The organism is Amycolatopsis sp. NPDC104819, from assembly GCF_055583145.1.
The window spans coordinates 31,996-57,832 of the sequence record NZ_JBVJON010000011.1; the positions used below are offsets into that span (position 1 = coordinate 31,996).

Annotated in this window: 1 protein-coding gene and 1 pseudogene; both read left to right on the top strand. The window is 75.8% G+C overall.

Going from position 1 to position 25,837, the window contains the following annotated elements:
- Positions 1-124 precede the first annotated feature (124 nt).
- The gene (locus ACZ63E_RS31750) at positions 125-19,708 is read left to right on the top strand and encodes a type I polyketide synthase (protein ID WP_465339837.1); all 19,584 of its coding nucleotides are present in this window, start codon (positions 125-127) and stop codon (positions 19,706-19,708) included.
- Between the two features lie 9 nt (positions 19,709-19,717).
- A pseudogene (locus ACZ63E_RS31755) lies at positions 19,718-25,837 on the top strand (SDR family NAD(P)-dependent oxidoreductase); the annotation flags it as partial.

Consider the following 25,837-nt stretch of genomic DNA (forward strand, 5'->3'; position numbering starts at 1 on the left):
GGGGTTTCCGGGCTGGGCGTGCGGTTGACTCCCCGGCAAGTGGACGTTCGCTCGGCGCCGGTCCGTGAGGAACGCCGTCGCGGTGGCGTCACCCGGGTAAGACCACGCTCACCTGGAGATGTCTATGCCGGCCGGGTCGGATCGAGTCGTCGAAGCACTGCGCGTCGCCGTGCAGGAGAACAAGCAGCTGCGGCGGCAGAACACCACGCTGCTCGCCGCGGCGGCCGAACCGGTCGCCGTGGTCGCCATGAGCTGCCGCTACCCGGGTGGTGTCCAGTCGCCCGAAGACCTGTGGCGGCTCGTCGACGACGGTGTCGACGCCGTCACCGACTTCCCCGACGGCCGCGGCTGGCCGGATTCGCCGCACCAGGGCGGGTTCCTGCACCGCGCCGGGGACTTCGACCCCGCCTTCTTCGGCATCTCACCGCGTGAAGCGCTCGCCATGGACCCGCAGCAGCGGATCGTCCTGGAGCTGGCCTGGGAGGCCTTCGAACGCGCCGGCATCGACCCGCACGAGGTCGAAGGCAGCACCGGCGGGGTTTTTGTCGGCGCCGGGTCCATGGGGTACGGCCGCGGTCTCGCCGCGCTGCCCGACGGCGTCGAGGGTTATCTGGTCACCGGCACCGAATCCTCGGTGATCTCCGGGCGCATCGCCTACTTCTACGGCCTCGAAGGCCCCGCGGTCACCGTCGACACGGCGTGCTCGTCGTCGCTGGTCGCCCTGCACTGGGCCGCGCGGGCGCTGCGGGCACGGGAGTGCTCGTTCGCCCTCGCCGGCGGTGTCGCCGTGATGGCCACCCCCGGTCTCTACGGCGAGTTCGACCGCCAAGGCGGCCTCGCCTCCGACGGCCGCTGCAAGTCCTTCGCCGAGGCGGCCGACGGCGCCGGGTTCTCCGAAGGCGCCGGGCTCCTCCTGCTGGAACGGCTGTCCGACGCCCGCCGCAACGGGCACGAGGTGCTCGCCGTCCTCCGCGGCTCCGCGGTCAACTCCGACGGCGCGTCCAACGGCCTCACCGCGCCCAACGGACCTTCGCAGCAGCGGGTCATCCGCCAGGCGCTGGAGAACGCCGGGCTGACCCCCGACGACATCGACACCGTCGAGGCGCACGGCACCGGCACGGTCCTCGGCGACCCCATCGAGGCGCAGGCCCTGCTGGCCACCTACGGCCGCGAGCGCGCGGGCGAACCGCTGTGGCTCGGCTCGTTCAAGTCGAACGTCGGGCACACGCAGTCCGCCGCCGGCGTCGGCGGGGTCATCAAGACCATCCAGGCCATGCGCCACGGCGTCCTGCCGCGCACCCTGCACGTCGACACCCCGACGTCCCATGTGGACTGGACGGCCGGCCGCGTCGCGCTGCTGACCGATCCGCGCCCCTGGCCGGAGACCGGGAAACCGCGCCGGGCCGCCGTGTCGTCGTTCGGCATCAGCGGCACCAACGCGCACGTCATCCTCGAACAGCCCGCCCCGGAACCGGCCGAAGTGGGCCCGGTCCGCGAGCCCGCCGGCTACCTGTGGCCGGTGTCCGGCCGCACCCCGGACGCCCTGCGCGCCCAGGCCGCCCGGCTGCTGGCCCACCTCGACGCCCGCCCGGAGCACACACCACTCGACGTCGCCCATTCGCTGGCGAGCACCCGGGTCGCCTTCCCGCACCGGGCCGTGCTCACCGGCGCCGGCCGCGGCGAGCTGCTGACCGCCCTGCACGCGCTGGCCACCTCGGCCGCCGCGCCCGGTGTGCACACCGGCTCGGCCCTGCACCCCGGCGCGTCGGCGTTCCTGTTCACCGGCCAGGGTTCCCAGCGCGCCGACATGGGCGAGACCCTGGCTTTCCCCGTGTTCGTCCGCACGCGCGACGAAATCCTCGGCCTGCTCGACCTGCCGGAGACGTCCACTGTGGACGACACCGGCGTCGCGCAGCCCGCGCTGTTCGCCTTCGAGGTCGCGCTCTTCCGCCTCCTGGAGTCCCTCGGCGTGCGCCCGGACTTCGTCGCCGGGCACTCCGTCGGCGAGATCGCCGCGGCCCACGTCGCCGGGGTGCTCTCCCTGCCGGATGCGGTCAAGCTGGTCGAGGCCCGCGGCCGGCTCATGCAGGCGCTGCCCGCCGGGGGCGCGATGGTCGCGATCCAGGCGGCCGAAGCCGACGTCCTGCCGCTGCTCACCGACGACGTCTCGATCGCGGCGGTCAACGGCCCGGACGCGGTGGTCGTCTCCGGCGCCGAAGACGCCGTGCTCGCCGTCGCCGCGCACTTCGCGAAGACCAAGCGGCTCACGGTGAGCCACGCGTTCCACTCCCCGCTGATGGAACCGATGCTCGACGACTTCCGCGCGGTGCTCGAAACCCTGACCTTCACCGCGCCGTCGATCCCGGTCGTCGCCGCCGGTGACGTGTCCACTGTGGACTACTGGGTGCGGCACGTGCGCGCCGCCGTCCGGTACGCCGACACCGTCGCCGACCTGGTTTCCCGCGGGGTCAGCACCTTCCTCGAGGTCGGCCCGGACGCGACCCTCTCGGCCATGACCGCCGAGCTGACCGGGCCCGGCGCGGACTGCATCCCGAGCACCCGCCGCGGCCGCGACGAGACCACGACGCTGCTCTCGGCGCTGGCCCGCTGGCACGTGCGCGGCGGCGGCTTCGACTGGACGGCCTGGCACGACGGCACCGGCGCCCGGGTGGTCGACCTGCCCACCTACGCCTTCCAGCGCCGCACCTACTGGCTCGAAGGCGGCACCGGCGGCGACCTCGGCCAGGTCGGGCTCGACCCGGCCGGGCACCCGCTGCTCGGCGCGGCCGTCGAGCTGCCCGAGTCCGGCGGCTTCCTCTTCGCGGGCGAGCTGTCCGCGCGCCGCCAGGCCTGGCTCGGCCAGCACGAGATCCTCGGCGCGAAACTGCTGCCCGGCACGGCGTTCCTGGAGCTCGCCGGGCGCGCGGGCGCGCAGGTCGGCTGCGCCCGCGTCGAGGAGCTGACGTTCGCGGCGCCGCTCGTGCTGCCCGCGTCCGGCGGGGTGCGCGTGCAGGTCGTCGCCGGCCCGGCGGGCGAGGACGGCGGCCGCTCGGTCAGCGTCTACTCCCAGCAGGACGAAACCTGGGTGCGCCACGCCTTCGGCCGCCTCGGTGTCGGCGGCGCGCCCGCCGCGGTCCTGCCGGGGGAGTGGCCGCCCGCCGGCGCCGAGCCGATCGACCTGGACGGCTTCTACGAGGACTTGGCCGGCCGAGGACTCGGGTACGGTCCGACGTTCCAAGGGCTGCATGCGGCGTGGCGGCTCGGTGACGAAGTCCTGGCCGAGGTCGCGCTGCCGATGGAGCACGAGGCCGAGGCCGCGTCGTTCGGCGTGCACCCGGCCCTCCTGGACGCGGTCCTGCACGCCTGCGCGCACCTCGACCGCGACGGCCTGCCGTTCTCCTGGAACGGCGTCGGCGTCCAGCCCGCCCACACGACGACTCTGCGCGCCCGCCTGACCCCGACCGGCGAAAACGCCGTCGCCCTCGCCGTCACCGATCCCGCGGGCACGCCGGTGCTCGCCGCCGACTCGCTGACGTTCCGCCCGGTCGCCGCCGGGGAGCTGCGCGCGACCCGGCACGAGTCCCTGTTCCGTCCCGTGTGGACACCCGCGCCCGCGGTCGCCGTGACGCGGCCCGCCGACGACGCCGACTGGGTCGTCCTCGGCGCCGGGCTCGGCTTCTCCACGACGGCCGTGTTCGCCGACCTGGCGACCGTGCGGATCAGCGGGATCCCGGCCGTGGTCCTCGCTCCCGTGCCCCTCGGCGCGGGGGGCGCGCAAGCCGCCCACGCTGCCACGGCGTGGGCCCTCGAGCTCCTGCAGACCTGGGTCGCGGAGCCGGACTTCGCCCGGTCGCGGCTGGTCTTTGTCACCACGAACGCCGTCCCGGCGGCCGAGGGCGACCTCGTGGACCCGGCCGCCGCGGCGGTCTGGGGCCTGGTCCGCTCGGCGCAGGCGGAGCACCCCGACCGGTTCGTGCTGGTCGACGTGGCCGACACCGCCGAGCCCCTCGCCGCGCCGCTGCAGCGGATCCTCGACTCCGGCGAGGCCCAGGCCGCGGTGCGCGACGGCGAGATCGTCCTGCCGCGGCTGGCCCGCCTCCCGGTCGGCGACGGCCCGGCCGCGCACTTCCCGGCCGGCGCCACCGTCCTGGTCACCGGCGGCACCGGCGGCCTGGGCGGGCTGGTCGCGAAGCACCTGGTCACCACCCACGGCGTCCGGAACCTGCTGCTCGCCGGCCGGCGCGGCCCGGACGCACCGGGCGCCGCCGAGCTGCGCGCGGAGCTGACCGCGCTCGGCGCCGACGTCACCATCGCCGCCTGCGACGCCGCCGACCGCGCCGCCCTCGCCGCGCTGCTGGCCGAGCACCCGGTCGGCGCCGTTGTGCACGCCGCCGGGGTCCTCGACGACGGTGTCATCGAGACCCTGACCCCCGAGCGTGTCGCGACCGTCTTCCGCGCCAAGGTCGACGCCGCCTGGAACCTGCACGAGCTCACCGGCGACCTCGGCGCGTTCGTGCTGTTCTCCTCGGCCGCCGGCGTGCTCGGCAGCCCCGGCCAGGGCAACTACGCCGCTGCCAACGCCTTCCTCGACGCGCTCGCCCAGCGCCGGCGCGCGGCGGGCCGGCCCGGCCAGGCGCTGGCCTGGGGCGCGTGGGCCGGGGACGCGGGCATGGCGGCCCAGCTCTCCGCCGCCGACCACCGCCGGCTCGCCGCGGCGGGCCTGCCGCCGCTCGACCCGGCCCAGGGCCTGGCGCTGTTCGACGCCGCGCTCGCCGAAGCGGAACCCGCAGTGCTGCCGATGCGCCTGGACGTCGCCGCCCTGCGTGGCCGCCCGGGGGTGCCCGTGGTGCTGCGCGGGCTCGTCCCCGGCGGAGCCGCCCCGGCCGCGAGCCGCGGCGCCTTCCCGGCCGACGGGGTCGACCGCGCCCGGGCGCTGGAAGACCTGGTCCGCACCGAAGCCGGGCTCGTCCTCGGATACGCGGCCACCGACACCGTCGACGTCCGGACCGCGTTCAAGGACCTCGGTTTCGACTCGCTCACCGCCGTCGAACTGCGCAACCGCCTCGACACCGCGACCGGCCTGCGGCTGCCCGCGACGCTCGTCTTCGACTACCCGACCCCGGAGGCGCTCGCCGCGCACCTCGACCGGGAGCTGACCGGCACGGCCGTCGAAGAGACCCCGGTGACCGCGCGGCCGGTGTCCGACGACCCGGTGGTCATCGTCGGCATGGGCTGCCGCTACCCCGGCGGGGTCGGCTCGCCCGAGGACCTGTGGAACCTGGTGGAGAACGGCGTCGACGCGGTGTCCGGCTTCCCGGTCAACCGCGGCTGGGACGTCGAGGGCCTCTACCACCCGGACCCCGACCACCCCGGCACGTCCTACACGCGTCACGGCGGGTTCCTGCACGACGCGGGGCAGTTCGACCCGGCGTTCTTCGGGATGAGCCCGCGGGAGGCGCTCGCCACGGACTCGCAGCAGCGGCTGCTGCTCGAAGTGTCGTGGGAGGCCGTCGAACGCGCGGGTGTGGACCCGGTGTCGCTGCGCGGCTCCCGGACCGGCGTGTTCGTCGGCGTGATGTATTCGGACTACGGGATGCTGCTGCAGGGCAGCCCGGAAGCCGAGGCCTACCAAGGAAACGGGAGTGCGCCGAGCGTCGCCTCCGGCCGGATCGCCTACACGATGGGCCTCGAAGGCCCGACGGTCACCGTCGACACGGCGTGCTCGTCGTCGCTGGTCGCGCTGCACTGGGCCGCCCAGGCCCTGCGGCAGGGGGAGTGCTCGCTCGCGCTGGCCGGTGGTGTGACCGTCATGTCGACTCCTGGCTCGTTCGTCGCCTCCAGCCGGCAGCGCGGCATCGCCGCCGACGGCCGGTGCAAGTCCTTTTCGGACACCGCCGACGGCGTCGGCTGGTCCGAGGGCGCCGGGATCCTCGTCCTGGAACGGATGTCGGACGCGCGCCGCAACGGCCACGAGATCCTCGCCGTCCTGCGTGGTTCGGCGGTCAACTCCGACGGCGCGTCCAACGGCCTGACCGCGCCGAACGGCCCGTCGCAGCAGCGCGTGATCCGCCAGGCCCTCGCGGCCGCCGGACTGTCCACTTCGGACGTCGACGTCGTCGAGGCGCACGGCACCGGGACCACCCTCGGGGACCCGATCGAGGCCCAGGCCCTGCTGGCCACCTACGGCCAGGACCGGGAAACGCCGCTGCTGCTGGGCTCGATCAAGTCCAACATCGGGCACGCGCAGGCCGCCGCCGGGGTCGCCGGGATCATCAAGGTCGTCCAGGCGATGCGCCACGGCACCCTGCCGCGCACGCTGCACGTCACCGAACCGTCCACGCACGTCGAATGGACCGCCGGGAACGTCGAGCTGCTCACCGGCGAGCGGCCGTGGCCCGCCGAGGCCGGCCGCCCGCGCCGCGCCGGTGTCTCGTCGTTCGGGATCAGCGGCACCAACGCCCACGCGATCATCGAAGAACCGCCGGTGGTCGTCCCGGCCCGCGACGAAGCCGAGCGCGAACTGCCGTGCGTCCCGCTGGTGCTCAGCGGCCGCACGCCGGAAGCCCTGCGCGCGCAGGCCGCCCGCCTGCTGGACGTCACCGCGAACGGCGCCGACCCGATCGACCTCGGCTACTCCCTGGCCACGACGCGCCCGGCGTTCGACCACCGCGCCGTCGTCCGCGGCACCGAGGCGCTGGCCGCGCTCGCCGAGGGCCGTCCGTCGCCGCTGGTCACCACCGGCGAGGCGAAGGGCGCTCCCAAGGTCGCGTTCGTCTTCACCGGCCAGGGCGCCCAGCGGCCCGGGATGACCCGCGGCCTCTACGACACCTTCCCCGAGTTCACCACGGCGCTCGACGCGGTGCTCGACCGGCTCGACCCGCGTGTGCGCGAAGTCCTGTGGGGTGACGACGCCGAAGCGTTGTCGCGGACCGGGTTCGCGCAGCCCGCGTTGTTCGCGGTCGAGGTCGCGCTCGTGCGCCTGCTGGCTTCCTGGGGCGTCCGGCCGGACGTCGTCGGCGGTCACTCCGTCGGCGAGATCGCCGCCGCGCACGTCGCCGGCGCGCTGTCCCTGGACGACGCCTGCGCGCTGGTCACGGCCCGCGCGTCGCTCATGCAGGACCTCGAGCCGGGTGGGGCGATGGTCGCCGTCCGCGCCACCGAGGAGGCCGTCACGCCCTACCTGAACGACGAAGTCGCGCTCGCGGCGGTCAACGGCCCGGACTCGGTGGTGCTGTCCGGGGCCGAAGCCGCCGTGCTCGCCGCCGCGGCGCACTTCGAGGACACCAAGCGGCTGACCGTCTCGCACGCGTTCCACTCGCCGCTGATGGACCCGATGCTGTCCGCGTTCCGCGACGCCATCGCCGGGCTGGCCTTCGAGGCGCCCGCCGTGCCGATGATCGCCGAGGGGGCGGTCACCGACCCGGACCGCTGGGTCGCGCACGTCCGCGAGCCGGTCCGGTTCGCCGACACCGCCGCGCGCCTGCGGGAAGCCGGGCTGGTCGTCGAGATCGGCCCCGACGCGGTCCTGTCCGCGATGACCGACGGGATCCCGGTGGCCCGCCGCGGCCGCGACGACGTCGAGACGCTGGTCGGCGCCCTCGGGCAGCTGCACGTCTCCGGCGTCCGGATCGACTGGTCCGCCTTCTTCGCCGGGACCGGCGCCCGCCGGGTTCCGCTGCCCACGTACGCGTTCCAGCACGAGTGGTTCTGGCCCTCGGCCGCCGCCCCCACCGGCGAGACGGCCGACGCCGAGTTCTGGGCCGCCGTCGACCGCGGGGACGCCGCCGGCCTGGCCGCGCGGCTCGACGTCGACGACGCTTCGGTGGGCGCGCTGCTGCCCGCGTTGTCCTCCTACCGCCGTTCGCGCCACGAAGAGTCCGTTGTGGACAGATGGCGCCACCAGGCGACGTGGGTCCCGGTCACCGCGGCCCGGCCCGGCACCGGATCGTGGCTCGTGGTCGTCCCGGCCGCGCTCGCCGACGACCCGTGGGTCACCACCGTCGCCGAGTACTTCGACGGCGAACCCCTGGTCTTCGACGGCACCCTCGGCGACCGCCTGCGCGATCGCGAGTTCGACGCCGTGCTTTCCCTGCTGGCCCTGGACGAAACCGGCTTCCCGGGGGTCCCGGCCGGGCTCACCGCCACCGCCACGCTGCTGCAGGCGCTCGGCTCCACGCCACTGTGGTGCGTGACCCGCGAGGCCGTCGCGGTGGCCCCGGGCGACCCGGTGGCCCGGCCCGCGCAGGCCGCCGTCTGGGGCCTCGGCCGCGCCGCCGCGCTGGAGCTCCCGCAGCGCTGGGGCGGTCTGGTGGACCTGCCCGCCGAGCTGGACGCCGAGGTGCCGCGGCGGCTCGCCGCCGCGCTGACCGGCGCCGATGGTGAGGACCAGCTGGCGATCCGCGCGGCCGGGTTGTTCGGCCGCCGGATCGTCGCCGCGCCGCCCGCGAGCCGCGGCCGCGAACCCGGCGAGGGCACCACACTGATCACCGGCGGCACCGGCGCCCTCGGCGCCGAAGTCGCGCGCCACCTGGCGAAGACCGGCCGCAGCCTGGTCCTGCTCAGCCGCCGCGGGCCCGACGCCCCCGGCGCGGACGACCTTCGCCGGGAGCTCACCGACCTCGGCGCCGACGTCACGATCACCGCGTGCGACGTCGCCGACCGCGACGCCCTCGCCGCCGTGCTGGCGGACGTGCCGGACCTGACGGATGTGGTGCACACCGCCGGTGTCCTCGACGACGGCGTCCTCGGCGCCCTCACCCCGGACCGCTTCGAGGCGGGCTACCGCGCCAAGGTCACCGCGGCCGTCCACCTGCACGAGCTGACCCGCGCCGCGGACCTGCGGAGCTTCGTGCTGTTCTCCTCGGTCGCCAGCACGTTCGGCTCGGCCGGCCAGGCGGCCTACGCGGCGGCCAACACGACGCTGGACGCCCTCGCCGAGCACCGCCGCGGCCTCGGCCTGCCCGCGACGTCGGTCGCCTGGGGCCCGTGGGCCGGTGGCGGCATGCTCGCCGCGGACCCCGCCGTCGCCGACCGCGCCCGCCGGGGCGGCCTGAACCCCCTCGCCCCGGAGCGCGCGGCCGCCGCGCTGGACCGCGTGCTCGCGGACACCACCGTCGTCGTCGCCGACATCGACTGGACGCGTTACGCGCACGTGCTGCGCCCGGGCCCGCTGCTCAGCGGCATCCCGGCGGCCGCGCGTGTCGAAGCCCCGCGCGGTGACGACGAGCTGCGCGGACGGCTCGCGGCCGTGCCCGAGGACGACCGGTTCGACTTCCTGCTCGGGCTGCTGCTGGAGCAGGTCGCCCTCGTCCTCGGCCACAGCGGCGCCGGGGGAGTGGCGCCCGACCGCGCGTTCCGCGACCTCGGCTTCGACTCGCTGACCGCGGTGGAGCTGCGCAACGTCGTCGCACTGGCGACCGGGCTCGACCTGCCCGCGTCGCTGGTGTTCGACCACCCGACCCCGGAGATCCTCACCCGTCACCTGCTCGCCGAGCTGGCCGGGACGCTCGTCGAAGCCGCCGCGCCGGTGCGCGCCGCGAACGGCGACGACCCGATCGTCATCGTCGGCATCGGCTGCCGCTTCCCCGGCGGTGTCCGCGGGCCCGAGGACTTCTGGCGGCTGCTGGCGACCGGCGGGGACGGCATCACGTCCTTCCCGGACGACCGCGGCTGGGACCTGGCCACCCTCGCCTCGGGCTACGAATACGCGCTCACCGGTGGTTTCCTCGACGGTGTCACCGACTTCGACGCCGACTTCTTCGGCATCTCGCCGCGCGAAGCGGTGGCGATGGACCCGCAGCAGCGCCTGCTGCTCGAAGTGGCGTGGGAAGCGCTGGAGCGCGCCGGGATCGACCCGGCGACCCTGCACGGCGGGGACACCGGCGTGTTCGTCGGCACCAACGGCCAGGACTACGGGACCCTCCTGGCCACCTCCGGTGAGGACGTCCAGGGTCACCTGGCCACCGGCACCACCGCGAGTGTCCTTTCCGGACGGTTGTCCTACACGCTCGGCCTGGAGGGCCCGTCGGTCACCGTCGACACCGCGTGCTCGTCGTCGATGGTCGCGCTGCACTGGGCCGCGCAGGCGCTGCGCCGCGGCGAGTGCACCACCGCCCTGGCCGGGGGTGTCACGATCATGACCACGCCTGGCTCCTTCGCCGAGTTCGCCCGCCAGGGCGGCCTCGCCGCCGACGGCCGCTGCAAGCCCTTCGCCGACGGCGCCGACGGCACGGGCTGGTCGGAGGGCGCCGGCATCCTCGTGGTCGAACGCTTGTCCACGGCCCGGGAAAAGGGTCACCCGGTGCTCGCCGTGGTCCGCGGCACGGCCGTCAACTCCGACGGCGCGTCCAACGGCCTGACCGCGCCGAACGGGCCTGCCCAGCAACGCGTGATCCGCCAGGCCCTCGCCGACGCCGGACTGTCCACTTCGGACGTCGACGCGGTGGAGGCGCACGGCACCGGCACGGTCCTCGGCGACCCGATCGAAGCCCAGGCCCTGCTGGCGACCTACGGCCGCGACCGCGAAGAGCCGTTGTGGCTCGGCGCCGTCAAGTCCAACCTCGGCCACACCCAGGCCGCCGCCGGGGTCGCCGGGATCATCAAGATGGTCCTCGCACTGCGCCACGGCGAGCTGCCGCGGACCCTGCACGTCGACGAGCCGTCGAGCCGGGTCGACTGGACCGCCGGTGCGGTCCGCGTGCTCACCGAGCACCGCGCCTGGCCGGAGTCCGGCCGCCCGCGCCGCGCCGGCGTCTCGTCGTTCGGCCTGAGCGGCACCAACGCGCACGCCATCCTCGAGCAGGCCCCGGCCGCCGGGACCGCCGTCGCCGGCGAGCCGCCGGTCGTGCCGCTGCTGCTGTCCGCGCGGACGCCACGGGCGCTGTCCGCGCAGGCCGCGCAGCTGCACGCGCTGCTCAGCGACCGCGCGCCCGCCGGGATCGCCCGGGCGCTCGCCACCACGCGCACCGCGTTCCCGTATCGCGCGGCGATCGTCGGCGACCCCCTCGGCCAGCTGGCCGCGCTCGCGGAGACGCCGTCCGGCGCACCCGCGCGGGCCCGCGCCAAGACCGCGTTCGTCTTCGCGGGCCAGGGTGCGCAGCGGCCGGGCATGGGAGCCGGGCTGTACCGGCGCTTCCAGGTCTTCGCCGACACGCTCGACGCCGTCTGCGCACACTTCGACCAGCCGCTGCGGGACGTGCTCTTCGCCGAGGACGGCACCCTGCTCGACCGCACCGACTGGACCCAACCGGCGACCTTCGCCCTCGGCGTCGCCCAGTTCCGGCTGCTGGAGTCGCTGGGGGTCAGGCCGTCCTGGCTCGCCGGGCACTCGGTCGGCGAGATCGCCGCCGCGCACGTCGCCGGCGTCCTGTCGCTGAAGGACGCCTGCACGCTCGTCGCCGCCCGCGGCCGCCTGATGGCCGCGCTCCCGGCCGGCGGCGCGATGGCCGCGGTCCGCGCGCCCGAAGCCGCCGTCCGCGAGCTCCTGGCCGACGGCGTGACGATCGCCGCGGTCAACGGCCCGGCCGCGGTGGTCGTCGCGGGCCCCGAAGCCGCCGTCACCCGGACGACCGACGCGCTCGCCGGCGCCGGGCACGCCGTCCGGCGCCTCGCCGTCAGCCACGCGTTCCACTCGCCGCTGATGGACCCGATGCTCGAGGACTTCGCCGCGGTGCTGGCGGGCCTGGAGTTCGGCGAGGCGCGGCTGCCGATCGTGTCCACCGTGACCGGCGAAGCCGCTGACCTGCGCACGCCGGAGTACTGGGTCGAGCACGTGCGGCAGCCCGTCCGCTTCGCCGACGCCGTGCGCGTGCTCGGTGAGCAGGGTGCCGCGGCCGTCGTCGAGCTGGGTCCGGACGGGTCGCTGTCCGCCGCCGCGAGCGAGATCCTCGGCTCGGACGTCGCGTGCGTCCCGCTGCTGCGGCGCGACCAGCCCGAGGAGACCGCGTTCGTCACCGCGCTGGGCCGGCTGCACGTCGCCGGGGTGCGCGTCGGCTGGCCCGCGTTCTTCGGCCCGGCCGGCGGCCCCGGCCCGGACCTGCCGACCTACCCGTTCCAGCGGGAGCGCCACTGGCCGCGCACCTCCGGCGCGGTGGCCGGCGACCTCGGCTCGGCCGGCCTCGACGCCGCCCGGCACCCGCTGCTCGGCGCGGGTGTCGAACTGCCGGACTCCGGCGGGTTCCTCTTCACCGCCCGGCTTTCGCTGCGCACGCAGCCGTGGCTGGCCGACCATTTCGTGCTCGGCGCCGCCCTGCTCCCCGGCACGGCTTATCTCGACCTCGCGATCAAGGCGGCCGACCGGGCGGGCTGCGACCGGGTCGACGAGCTGACCCTCGAGGTCCCGCTGGTGCTGCCGGCCGACGGCGCCGTGCGCCTGCAGGTCGTCGTCGGCCCGGCCGGGCCCGCGGGCGACCGCACCCTGGCCGTCTACTCGAGCCCGGACGGCGGTGGTGAGCAGCCATGGACGCGGCACGCGAGCGGCCGCCTCGGCACCGGCACGGCCGCGCCGGACACCACCGCCGCGTGGCCACCGCCGGAAGCGGAAACCGTTTCCCTGGAAGGGTTCTACGAGCGGCTCGCCTCGGGCGGGTTCGCCTACGGCCCGCTGTTCCGCGGCCTCACGGCCGTCTGGCGGACGCCGGAAGCGGTGTACGCCGACGTCGTCCTGCCCGAGGCGGCCGAGCGCGACGCGGCGGCGTTCGGGCTGCACCCGGCGCTGCTGGACGCGGTCCTGCACGCCGCCGAGCACGCGGGTCTGACCGAAGTGGACGGTGGCAGGCTGCCCTTCGCCTGGAGCGACGTCACCCTGCACGCCGGGGGCGCCGCGGTCGTGCGGGCCAAGCTGACCCGGCGCGGCGAAGACTCCGTCACGATCGAGCTGCGCGACGCGGCCGGCGACCCGGTCGCCACCGTCGGCTCGCTGGTCCTGCGGCCCGCCGCCCCGGCCCGCGCCGGGCACACCGACTCGCTGTACCGCCTGGACTGGGTCGCCGCGCCCCGGCCGGCCGAGGTGGCCGGACCGGACTGGGCCGTGCTCGACGACTTCGCGGCGATCGCCGAGGCCGCGCCCGGGGTGGTCGTCCACCACGTCCCGGCCTGCGAGCCGGGCCCGCGCGGGGTGCGCGCCGCGGCCGCCGACGCGCTGGCGTTGCTGCAGTCCTGGACGTCGACGCCGCGGCTGCGCGACTCGCGGCTGGTGTTCGTCACCGACGGGCCGGACGACCCCGCCACCGCGGCGGTCTGGGGGCTCGTGCGCTCCGCGCAACGTGAGCACCCGGGCCGGTTCCTCCTGTCCGATGTGGACGGAACACCGGAGTCCATCGCCGCCCTGCCCGCCGTCGTGGCGTCGGGCGAACCGCAGACGAGGGTGCGCGACGGCGAGATCAGCGTCGCGCGCCTCACCCGCGTGCCCTCCGCCGACGCCGTCCCGCCGAGGTGGGACGAGGGCACCGTGCTCATCACCGGCGGCACCGGCGGGCTCGGCGCGACGCTGGCCCGCCACCTGGTCACCACCCACGGCGCCCGGCGGCTGCTGCTGGTCAGCCGCCGCGGCGCGGACGCCCCCGGCGCGGCCGGGCTGGTCGCCGAGCTGACCGCGGCCGGCGCCGAGGTCGACGTCGCGGCCGCGGACGTCGCCGACCGCGCGGAGCTGGCCCGGGTGCTGGACGGCGTCGAGCTGTCCGCCGTTGTGCACACCGCCGGTGTCCTCGACGACGGCATCCTCGGCTCGCTGACCCCCGAGCGCCTCGACACCGTGCTGGCGCCCAAGTTCGACGCCGCGTGGCACCTCGACGAGCTGACCCGCGACCGGGACCTGACGGCGTTCGTCGTCTACTCCTCGGTCGCCGGCACCTTCGGCGCGGCCGGCCAGGCGAACTACACCGCGGCCAACGCGGCGGTGGACGCCCTGGTCCGGCGTCGCCGGGCCCGCGGGCAGGCCGCGCTGTCGCTCGGCTGGGGCGCGTGGTCGCGGGCCGGCGGCATGACCGCCACCCTCACCGACGCCGACCTGCGGCGGATGGCCGCCACCGGGATGCCCGCGCTGGAGCCGGAGCACGCGCTGGCGTTGTTCGACGCGGCCTGCGCGTCCGGGCTCGACACGGTCCTGCCGGTCCGGCTCGACTTCGCCGCGCTCGGCGCCCAGCCCGAGGTCACGCACCTGCTGCGCGGCCTGGTCCGCCCGCCCGCCCGGCAGAGCGCGGCGAACCTGCCGCGCCTGGACGGCCCGCTGACCGGCCTCTCCGGAGCCGAGCGGTCCCGGGCCGTGCTCGACCTGGTCCGCGCCCAGGTCGCCGCCGTGCTCGGGCACACCGGCACCGCCGCGGTGGCCGCCGACCGGCCGTTCCGCGAGCTGGGCTTCGACTCGCTCACCGCGGTCGAGCTGCGCAACCGCCTCGACGCGGCCACCGGGCTGCGGCTGCCCGCCACCCTCACCTTCGACTACCCGACCCCGGCCGAGCTGGCCGCGTTCCTGCTCGGCGAGGTCGACGTCCCCGAGCCGGTCACCACGCCGGCCGCGGTGGACGGCGACCCGGTGGTCATCGTCGGCATGGGCTGCCGCTACCCCGGCGGGGTCGGCTCGCCCGAGGACCTGTGGAACCTGGTGGAGAACGGCGTCGACGCGGTGTCCGGCTTCCCGGTCAACCGCGGCTGGGACGTCGAGGGCCTTTACCACCCGGACCCCGACCACCCCGGCACGTCCTACACGCGTCACGGCGGTTTCCTGCACGAGGCGGGCGAATTCGACCCGGCGTTCTTCGGGATGAGCCCCCGCGAGGCCCTCGCGACCGACTCCCAGCAGCGGCTGCTGCTGGAGGTCTCCTGGGAAGCCGTCGAACGGACCGGCGTCGACCCGCGCTCGCTGCGCGGGTCCCGCACCGGAGTGTTCGTCGGGGTCATGTACTCCGACTACGGCCTGCTGCTGCAGGGCAGCCCGGACACCGAGGGCTACCAGGGCAACGGCAGCGCGCCGAGCGTCGCTTCCGGCCGGGTCGCCTACGCGTTCGGCCTGGAGGGGCCGACGCTGACCGTCGACACGGCGTGTTCGTCCTCGCTCGTCGCCCTGCACCTTGCGGCCCGCGCCCTGCAGAACGGGGAGTGCTCGCTCGCGCTCGCCGGCGGGGTCACCGTGATGTCCACCCCGAGCACGTTCATCGGGTTCAGCCGGCAGCGCGGCCTGTCCGCCGACGGCCGCTGCAAGTCCTTTTCGGACACCGCCGACGGGGTCGGCTGGTCCGAGGGCGCCGGCGTCCTGGTGCTGGAACGGCTGTCCGACGCGCAGCGCAACGGCCACGAGATCCTCGCGGTCGTCCGCGGGTCCGCGGTCAACTCCGACGGCGCGTCCAACGGGCTCACCGCCCCGAACGGGCCCGCGCAGCAACGTGTGATCCGCCAGGCCCTCGCGGCCGCCGGACTGTCCACTTCGGACGTCGACGTCGTCGAGGCGCACGGGACCGGCACGACCCTGGGTGACCCGATCGAGGCGCAGGCGCTGCTGGCCACCTACGGTCGTGACCGTGAGGAGCCGCTGTTGCTGGGTTCGATCAAGTCGAACCTGGGCCACACGCAGGCCGCGTCCGGGGTCGCCGGGATCATCAAGATGGTGCAGGCCATGCGGGCCGGCTCGCTGCCGCGCACGCTGCACGTCGCCGAGCCGTCCTCGCACGTCGACTGGTCGAGCGGCGCGATCGAGCTGCTCACCGAGGCGCGGGCCTGGCTCGAGCGCGGCCGCCCGCGCCGGGCCGCCGTGTCGTCGTTCGGCATCAGCGGCACCAACGCCCACACCGTGCTCGAAGCGCCGCCGGCCGCGGTGGTGGCGCCGCGGCCCGAGCCGGCGCCTTCAGTGGTCGCTTGGCCGCTGTCCGGCCGGACCCCGGAAGCGCTGCGGGCGCAGGCTTCCCGGCTGCTCACGCACCTCGCCGGCCAGCCGGGCGACCCGGCCGACGTCGGGTTCGCGCTGGCCACCACCCGGACGCACTTCGCCGAGCGCGCGGTCGTCGTGGGGGAGGGCCGCGAGGACCTCGAGAACCGCCTGTCCGTGCTGGCCCGCGGTGGCACCACCACCGGCCTGGTCACCGGGCCGGCGGGGGAGCAGGTGCCCGCGTTCCTCTTCGCCGGGCAGGGCAGCCAGCGGCCGGGCATGGGCCGTGACCTCTGTGCGCGCTTCCCAGTGTTCGCCGAGGCGTTCGACACCGTGCTCGCGCGGCTGGACCGGGAGCTGGACCGCCCACTGCGCGAGGTGCTGTTCGCCGAGGAGCCGGGCGTGCTCGACGAAACGCAGTACGCGCAGCCCGCGCTCTTCGCCTTCGAAGTGGCGCTGTACCACCTGGTCCGCTCGTGGGGGATCACCCCGGAGTACCTGGCCGGGCACTCGATCGGCGAGCTCGCCGCCGCGCACGTCGCCGGGGTGTTCGACCTCGTCGACGCGTGCACGCTGGTCGCCGCGCGCGGCCGGCTCATGCGGCAGCTGCCCGCCGGCGGCGCGATGGTCGCCGTGCAGGCCACCGCGGACGAGGTCCGGCCGCTGCTGGCCGGGCACGAGGACGAGGTCGCGCTGGCCGCGGTCAACGGGCCGTCGTCGGTCGTGGTGTCCGGGGCCGCCGGTCGCGTTGAGGAGATCGCCGCGCACTTCGCCGCCGACGGCCGCAAGACCCGGCGGCTGCGCGTCAGCCACGCGTTCCACTCCCCGCTGATGACCCCGATGCTCGACGACTTCCGCAAGGTCGTCGCCGGGCTGAACCCGGCCGCGCCCCGGATCCCGATCGTCTCGACGGTCACCGGCGACCAGGTCTCCGCCGCGACCCTGGCCTCGGCCGAGCACTGGGTCGAGCAGGTGTGGCGGCCGGTGCTCTTCGGCCCGGCCGTACGCCGGCTGACCGAGCTGGGTGTCACCGCGTTCGCCGAGCTCGGGCCGGACACCACCCTGTCCGCCATGGCGGCGGAGTCCCTCGGCGCGAACCACGTCGCCGTCCCGTTCCTGCGCCGAGACCGCCCCGAAGCCGAAGCGGTCACCGACGCGCTCGGCCGGCTGCACGTCGCCGGGGTCACCCTCGACTGGGCCGCGGTGTCCGCGCCGGGCGCGCGGGCCGTGCCGCTGCCCACCTACGCCTTCCAGCACCAGTGGATCTGGCCGGGCGGCGGGCTCGCCCAGGCCGGTGACGTGTCCGCGGCCGGGCTCTGGGCCGCCGGGCACCCGCTGGTCGGCGCCGCGGTCGAGCTGCCGGACTCCGGCGGCCTGCTGTTCACCGGACGGCTGTCGCTGGCCGCGCAGCCGTGGCTGGCCGGGCACACCGTCGGCGGGGCCGTCGTGGTCCCGGGCACGGCGCTGCTGGAGCTGGCCGTGCGGGCCGGCGACCAGGCCGGCTGCCCGCGGGTCGAGGAGCTCACCCTGGAAGCGCCGCTGGTCGTCCCGGACGGCGCCCGGGTGGTCGTCCAGGTCGCCGTCAGCGGCGCCGGGGACGACGGCGCCCGCACCCTACGCGTCTACTCGCGCGACGACGGCGAGCCGGGCGACGCCTGGACCCGGCACGCGAGCGGCACCCTCGTGCCCGCCCTCGACGAGCCGGTCGCGGGCTGGGCCGAGTGGCCCCCCGCCGGCGCGGAAGCCGTCGCGCTGGAAGGCTTCTACGACACGATGGCCGACCGCGGCCTCGGGTACGGCCCGATGTTCCAGGGCCTGACCCGGGCGTGGCGGCACGGCGACGACGTCTACGCCGAGGTCGCGCTGGCGGAGGAGGATCACGAGTCCGCCGCGCGGTTCGTCGTCCACCCGGCCCTGCTGGACTCGGCGCTGCACGCCGCGTCGCTGCTGCCGGTCGGCGGCGGCCTGCCGTTCAGCTGGACCGGCGCGGCGTTCCTGGCCTCCGGCGCGACCGCGCTGCGGGTCCGGCTCAGGCCGATCGACGGTTCGGTCGAGGTCACCGCGACCACGCCGGACGGCACCCCGGCCGTCGCCGTCCGTTCCCTGGCCCTGCGCGCGGTGCCCACGTCGGCCGCCCCGGCGCCGACCGGCTACCGGCTCACCTGGCCGTTGCTGCCCGAAGCCCCGGCGATCCCGGCCGCGCCGCCGGTCGTCTTGCTCCGGGTGCCCGCCGCCGACGGGCCGGTCCCGGTCGCCGTCCGCACGGTGACCGCCCAGGTGCTCACCGACGTCCAGCGCGCGCTCGACGGCGAACCGACCCTGGTCGTCGTCACGCGAAACGGTGTCGCGGTCGAGCCCGGCGAGCACGTCGACCTGGCGCACGCCGCCGTCTGGGGCCTGCTCCGGGCGGCCCAGCTGGAGAACCCGGGCCGCATCGTCCTCGTGGACTCCGACGGTGACGACGTCCCGGCGGAAGCCGTCGCGGGCGCGCTCGCCGCGGGCGAACCCCAGGTGGCCCTGCGCGCCGGTCGGCTCCACACGGCCCGCCTGACCCCCGAGCTTTCACGTGAAAGCTCCTGGGACCCCGGCGGGACGGTGCTCGTCACCGGCGGGCTCGGCGGGCTGGGCGCGACCTTCGCCCGGCACCTCGCCGAACGCGGTGTGCGACACCTGGTGCTGCTCGGCCGCCGCGGCGAGGACACGCCCGGGGCCGGCGAGCTCGTCGCCGAGCTGGCGAAGCTGGGTGCGGACGCCCACGTCGTCGCGTGCGACGTCGGCGACCGCGACGCCCTCGCGAAGGTCCTCGAAGCGGCCGAACCGACCGCGGTCGTGCACGCCGCCGGCGTCCTCGACGACGGCGTCTTCGACACGCTGACCCCCGACCGGTTCGACACCGTGTTCGCGCCCAAGGTCGACGCCGCCTGGCACCTGCACGAGCTCACCGCACCCGGCACCCGGCTCGTCTTCTTCTCCTCGATCGCCGGGACGCTCGGCGCGGCCGGCCAGGCGAACTACGCCGCCGCCAACGCCTTCCTCGACGCGCTCGCCCACCGGCGGGCCGCCGGTGGCGAGCCCGGCGTCTCGATCGCCTGGGGGGCCTGGAACTCCGGCAGCGGCATGACCGGTGCGCTCACCGACGCCGAACTGGCCCGGCTGAACCGCTCGGGCTTCCCGCCATTGTCCACTGAGGACGGTGTTGCGCTGTTCGACGCCGCGCTCGCGTCCGGCCTGCCCGCGGTCGCGGCCCTGCGCCTCGACCTCGCCACGTTGCGCGGCCAGGACCCGCTCCTGCCCGCCCTGCGCGGCCTGGTGACCGCGACGCCCCGCCGCGCGGCCGCTGTCGAACCCGGCGGCGACCTGGCCGCCCGGCTGGCGCCGCTGCCCGCCGAGGACCGGCTCCCGGTCACGATCGGGCTGGTCGGCAAGCAGGTCGAGGCCGTGCTCGGCCACGACGGCGCGGTCGGCGCCGACGTCGGCTTCACCGACCTCGGCTTCGACTCCCTGACGTCGGTGGAGCTGCGCAACCGCCTGGAGGCCCGCACCGGGCTGCGGCTGCCCGCGACGCTGGTCTTCGACCACCCGACGATCACCCGGGTCGCCGAGTTCCTCGTCGCGACCGCCCTCGGCGACGGCGCGGCCGCCCGCCCGGCGCTGGCCGAGATCGAAAAGCTGGAAGACCTGCTGGCCGCCGTCGCCACCGACGACGACGCCCGCGCCGCGATCACCGTGCGGCTGCAGGCCCTGCTCGTCAAGTGGACCGGCCCCGGCGACCCGGGGGAGACCCCGGCCGCCGGCGCGCTGGGCGCCGACGAGCTCCTCGCGTTCATCGACAACGATCTGGGGGTGAAGTGACCCGTGGCGACCGAAGCCGAGCTGCTCGACTACCTCCGCCGGGTGACCGCCGACCTGCAACGCACCCGTGAGCGCCTGGTCGCCGCGGAGTCCGCGGGTGACGAGCCGATCGCCGTGGTCGGCATGAGCTGCCGCTACCCCGGCGACGTCGACACCCCCGAAGCCCTGTGGCGGCTGGTCGACGACGGCGCCGACGCGATCGGCGGTTTCCCGGACGACCGCGGCTGGCCGCTGGCCGACCTGCTCGGCGACACCGGCGGGCCTGGCACCTCCGCCACCGCCGAGGGCGGGTTCCTGCACGGCGCCGGCGGGTTCGACGCGGCGTTCTTCGGGATGAGCCCGCGCGAGGCGCTGGCCACCGACCCGCAGCAGCGGCTGCTGCTGGAAACCGCCTGGGAGGCCTGCGAAAGCGCGGGCATCGACCCGCTTTCCCTGCGCGGCAGCGCGACCGGTGTGTTCGTCGGCGTAATGTACAACGACTACGCGATCGCGCTGCAGGGCGTCACCGAGGACCTCGAGGGGTACCAGAGCAACGGCAGCGCCGGCAGTGTCGCCTCCGGGCGCATCTCCTACACCTTCGGCTTCGAAGGCCCGACCGTCAGCGTCGACACCGCGTGCTCGTCGTCGCTGGTCACCCTGCACCTCGCCGCGCAGGCCCTGCGCCGCGGTGAATGCTCGCTCGCGCTGGCGGGCGGTGTCGCGATCATGTCGACGCCGATGGTGTTCATCGAGTACAGCCGCCAGGGCGCGCTTTCGCCGACCGGCCGCTCCCGCGCGTTCGCCGAAGGCGCCGACGGCACCGGCTGGTCCGAAGGCGTCGGCATGCTGGCGCTGGAAAAGCTGTCCGACGCGCGGCGCAACGGCCACGAGGTCCTCGCCGTGCTGCGCGGTTCGGCCGTGAACTCCGACGGCGCGTCCAACGGCCTCACCGCGCCCAACGGCCCGTCGCAGCAACGCGTGATCCGCGCCGCGCTGGCCGACGCGAAGCTGTCACCGTCCGATGTGGACGTCGTCGAGGCGCACGGCACCGGCACCACGCTGGGCGACCCGATCGAGGCGCAGGCGCTGATCTCGGTGTACGGCCAGGACCGGCCCGAGGGCCGGCCGCTGTGGCTCGGCTCGCTGAAGTCGAACATCGGGCACACGCAGGCCGCGGCCGGCGTCGGCGGGGTGCTGAAGATGATCCTCGCCATGCGCAACGGCGTCCTGCCGCGCACCCTGCACGCCGAAGAGCCGTCCACCAAGATCGACTGGACCGCGGGCGCCGTCGAGCTGCTGACCGAACCGCGGCCGTGGCCGCGGACCGGGGCGCCGCGCCGGGCCGCCGTCTCGTCGTTCGGGGTCAGCGGCACCAATGCGCACGTCGTCCTCGAACAGGCCCCGCCCGCCGAACCCGCCACGGCCGCCGCGGAGCCGGTCGCGATTCCGTGGGTGCTCTCGGCGAAGTCGCCGGAAGCCCTGGCCGGGCAGGCCGCCCGGCTGCTGGCGCACCTCGACGAGCACCCCGCCCAGCCGCTGTCCGGGATCGCCCGCACGCTGCTGGCCCGCAGCCGCTTCGACCACCGCGCCGTCGTGGCCGGGACCGGCCACGCCACCCTGCGCGAAGGCCTGTCCGCGCTCGCGGCCGGGGTCCCGGCGCCGACCGTGGCCACCGGCACGGTGACGGCCGCGCCCGGCCCGGTGTTCGTGTTCCCCGGCCAGGGTTCGCAGTGGCCGGAGATGGCGATCGCGTTGCTGGACACCGAACCGGCCTTCCGCGCCCGCATCGAGGAGTGCGCCGAAGCCCTCACGCCGTACGTGGACTGGTCGCTGCTGGACGTCCTGCGCGGCGTCGAGGGCGCGCCCTCGGTCGACCGGGTCGACGTCGTGCAGCCGGTGCTGTTCTCCGTGATGGTCTCCCTCGCCCACCTTTGGCGTTCCTACGGCGTCCGGCCGGCGGCCGTGCTCGGGCATTCGCAGGGTGAGATCGCGGCCGCGTGCTTCGCCGGGATCCTGTCGCTGCCCGAAGCCGCGCGGATCGTGACGCTGCGCAGCCGCCTGATCGGCGACCGGCTGGCCGGGCACGGCGGGCTGCTGTCGGTGATGGCGTCCGAAGCCGAAGTCGGCGAGCTGCTCGGCGACTTCGAGGGAAAGCTGTCGATCGCGGCGGTCAACGGGCCGCGCACGGTCACCGTCGCCGGGGAGCCGGAAGCCCTGACCGCGCTGGAAAAGCGGCTGTCCTCGGCCGGGCTGATGCGCTGGCGCGTCGAAGGGGTCGACTTCGCCGCGCACAGCCCCCAGGTGCGCGTGCTGCACGACGAGCTCCTCGACGTCCTGGGCGAGCTGCACCCGGGGGAGACCTCGATCCCGTTCTTCTCCACCGCCGACCGGCGCTGGCTCGACGGCCCGGAGCTGGACGGCGAGTACTGGTACCGCAACCTGGAACACACCGTGCGCTTCGACGCCGGGGTCCTTGCCGCCCTCGACCGCGGCGCGCGCCACTTCGTCGAGATCAGCCCGCAGCCGGTGCTCAGCCTCGGCCTGCAGGCGCTGCTGGAGCAGTCCGGCACCGGCGCGACGGCGTCGGCGACCCTGCTGCTCGGCCACGGCGGGCCGGACCGGTTCCTGGCCGCGCTCGGCGCCGCCTTCGCCCGCGGCGCCGACGTCGGCTGGCGCGTCCCCGACGGCGACCGCGTCGCACTGCCGACGTACCCCTTCCAGCGCACGGACTTCTGGCCCCGCGGCACCCTGCAGGCGGCCGGCGACATCACCGCGCTGGGCCTCGCCGCGGCGGAGCACCCGCTGCTCGGCGCCGTGACGGCGTTGCCGGACACCGAAGGTTTCCTGTTCACCTCGCGGCTGTCGGTCGCGACGCACCCGTGGCTCGCCGAACACACCTTCGGCGGCGCGGTCCTGCTGCCCGGCACCGCGTTCCTGGAGCTGGCCGTCCGCGCCGGCGACGAGGCCGGCTGCCCGGTCGTCGACGAGCTGACCCTGACCGTGCCGCTGGTCGTCCCGCCGGGGCAGGCCGTGCGCACCCAGGTGGTGCTCGGCCCGCCGACCCCGGCCGGCCGGCGGACGCTGTCGGTCTACGCCCGGCCCGACGCCGGTGACGAGCCGTGGACCTGCCACGCCACCGGCGTGCTGCGGGCGGGCGAGGTCCCGGAGGCGGGGGAGTTCCCGGCCGAGTGGCCGCCCGTCGGCGCCGAGCCGATCGACCTGACCGGCTTCTACGAGCAGGCCGCCGAGAACGGTTTCGGCTACGGCTCGCTCTTCCGCGGGCTCGAAAAGGCTTGGCGGCACGGCGAAGACGTCTACGCCGAGGTCGCACTGCCGGCGGCCAACCGGCCCGAAGCGGCCGCGTGCGCCCTGCACCCGGCGCTGCTCGACGCGGCGCTGCACGCGGCGTCGTTCACCGGCGAAGGCCGCAGCCGGCTCCCGTTCTCGTGGACCGACGTCGAGCTGTACGCGGTCGGCGCGTCCCGGGCCCGCGTGCGCGTCAGCCCCACCGGCCCCGACGGTGTCCGCGTCGACCTCGCCGACACCACCGGCACGCCGATCGTCTCCGTCGGCTCGCTGCTGCTGCGCGACGCCGGGACGATCGAGAGCGCGCCGGCCCACGGCGACAGCCTCTTCCGCTGGGAGTGGCAGCCGGTGCCGGCCCCGGAACCCGGCCGGCTCGAAGACGGCACCTGGGTCGTGGCCGGGGCCGACGAGTTCGGGCTGACCGGCGCCGTCTACACCCTCGGCCGCGCGGTCGAGACGTTCCTCGGCCTCGGCGCGCTGACCGCCGCGCTCGACGAGGGCCTGCCCGCGCCCCAGGTGATCCTCATGCCGCTGGTGCCGGTGCGGCCGGAGAACGACCGCGAAGCGGCCCGCGATCTGACGAAGTGGGTGCTCGGCGAGGTCCAGGCGTTCCTCGAGGAAGACCGGCTGCGCACCACGCGGCTGGTGTTCGTCACCCGGGGCGCCACCGAAGACGCCCTCGCCGGCGCGACCGCGTGGGGCCTGCTGCGCTCGGCGCAGACGGAGAACCCCGGCCGGATCGTGCTGGCCGACCTCGAACGCGAAGGCGACCAGTCCATCCGCGACCTGCTGCCGCTGCTGCCGGGTCTGCTCGCCTCGGGCGAGCCGCAGGTCGTGCTGCGCGACGGCGTCCCGCACGTCGGCCGCCTCACCCGCGTCCGCGGCGAGGAGTCCACTGTGGACTGGTCGGCGGCGGGCAAGGTGCTCGTCACCGGCGGCACCGGCGCGCTGGCCCGGACGGTCGCCCGGCACCTGGTCACCGAGCACGGCGTCCGCGAGCTGCTGCTGGTCAGCCGCAGCGGCGCGGACGCGCCGGGCGCCGCGGAGTTCGCGGCCGAGCTCGACGCCATTGTGGACGTTCGCGCCTGTGACGTGTCCGATCGGGACGCGCTCGCCCGGCTGCTCGGCTCGGAACCCTCGGTGCGGGCGGTCGTCCACACCGCCGGCGCCCTGGAGGACGGCGTCCTCGGCTCGCTGACCCCGAAGAAGCTCGACACGGTGTTCGCGCCGAAGCTCGACGCGGCCTGGCACCTGCACGAGCTGACCCGCGACCGCGAGCTGACGGCGTTCGTGCTGTTCTCGTCGTTCGCCGGGCTGGCGGGCAACGCGGGCCAGGGCAACTACGCCGCCGCAAACGCTTTCCTCGACGGCCTCGCCCGGCACCGCCACGGCCTCGGCCTCCCGGCGACGTCGATCGCGTGGGGCACCTGGGCGGGCGACCGCAGCGTGATGGCGGCCCGGCTCGACGAGACGAGCCGTCGCCGTCAGGAGCGCGGGGGAGCGCTGGCGCTGTCCGCCGAGCAGGGGGTGGCCCTGTTCGACGCCGCGCTGGCCCACCCCGCCGAGCCGGTGCTCGCCGCGATCCGGCTCGACCTGGCCGCGATGCGCGCGGCCGGCGAGGTGCCGCGGCTGATGTACGCGCTCGTCCCGCCGCCGTCGCGCCGCTCGGCGGCCACGGCGGAGCAGGACGCGGGTTCGTTCGCCCGGACGTACGCGCAGCTGCCCGCCGGCGACCGGCCGGGCGCGGTGCTGGAGCTGGTCCGCGGCCTGGCCGCCGCCGTGCTCGGGCACCCGGGTGCGGCCGCGGTCCCGGCCGACGGCAGCTTCCCGGAGCTGGGCTTCGACTCGCTGACCGCGATGGACCTGCGCAACCGCCTCCAGACGGCGACGGACCTGATCCTGCAGGTCGGCGTCGTGTTCGACCACCCGACACCGGAGGAGCTGGCCGCGCACCTGGCGGGCGAGCTCGTCACCGGAACGACGGCCGAAGTCACGAGCACGGTGTCCGTGCAGGCTCCGGAGACGATCGCGGGCCTGTTCACCGACGCGCTGAAGGCCGGGCAGCAGGCGGACGCGATCGCGTTCCTGCGCGCGGCGGCGACGTTGCGCCCGAAGTTCCGCACGTCCGAAGAGCTGACCCGGCCGATCCGCCCGCTGCGGCTGGCCCGCCGGTCCCCGGACGCCGAGCCCGGCCCGCACCTGATCTGCGTCCCGGCGCTGGTGGCGATGGCGGGGGTGCAGCAGTACTCCCTCTTCGCGGCGTCCTGCCGCGGCCGCCACGACGTCTCGGCGGTCCCGATCCCGGGCTTCACCGACGGCGAAGCGCTCCCGGCCGACCGCCAGGCCCTGGTCGCGGCGGAGGCCGACGCGATCTCCGCGTACACGGGCGGCGAGCCGGCGATCGTGCTCGGCGTGTCCACCGGTGGCCTGCTGGTGCACGCGATCGCGACGGAGCTGTGCCGCCGCGGCACACCCCCGGCCGGCGTCGCGCTGCTGGACCCGTACGCGGTGGACAGCGAGTTCGTCTCGAGTGCCGGCGGCGGGCTGATGCAGGGCCTGTACAAGCGCAACCAGCAGTACACCGAGGTGACGAGCGCGGGGCTGTCGGCGATGGCCTGGTGCTTCGACCTGATGGAGGGCTGGGAGCTGGGCCCGCTGCCGTGCCCGACGCTGCTGGTGCGCGCGTCGGAGCCGATCGTGGCGGCCCAGGAGTCGGTGGACTGGCGCTCGGCGTGGGCGCACGCGGACACGGTGACCGACGTCCCGGGCAACCACTTCACGATCGTGGAAGAGCACATCGCGGAAGCCGTGGCAGCGGTCCAGGACTGGCTGCCGCGGGTGTGA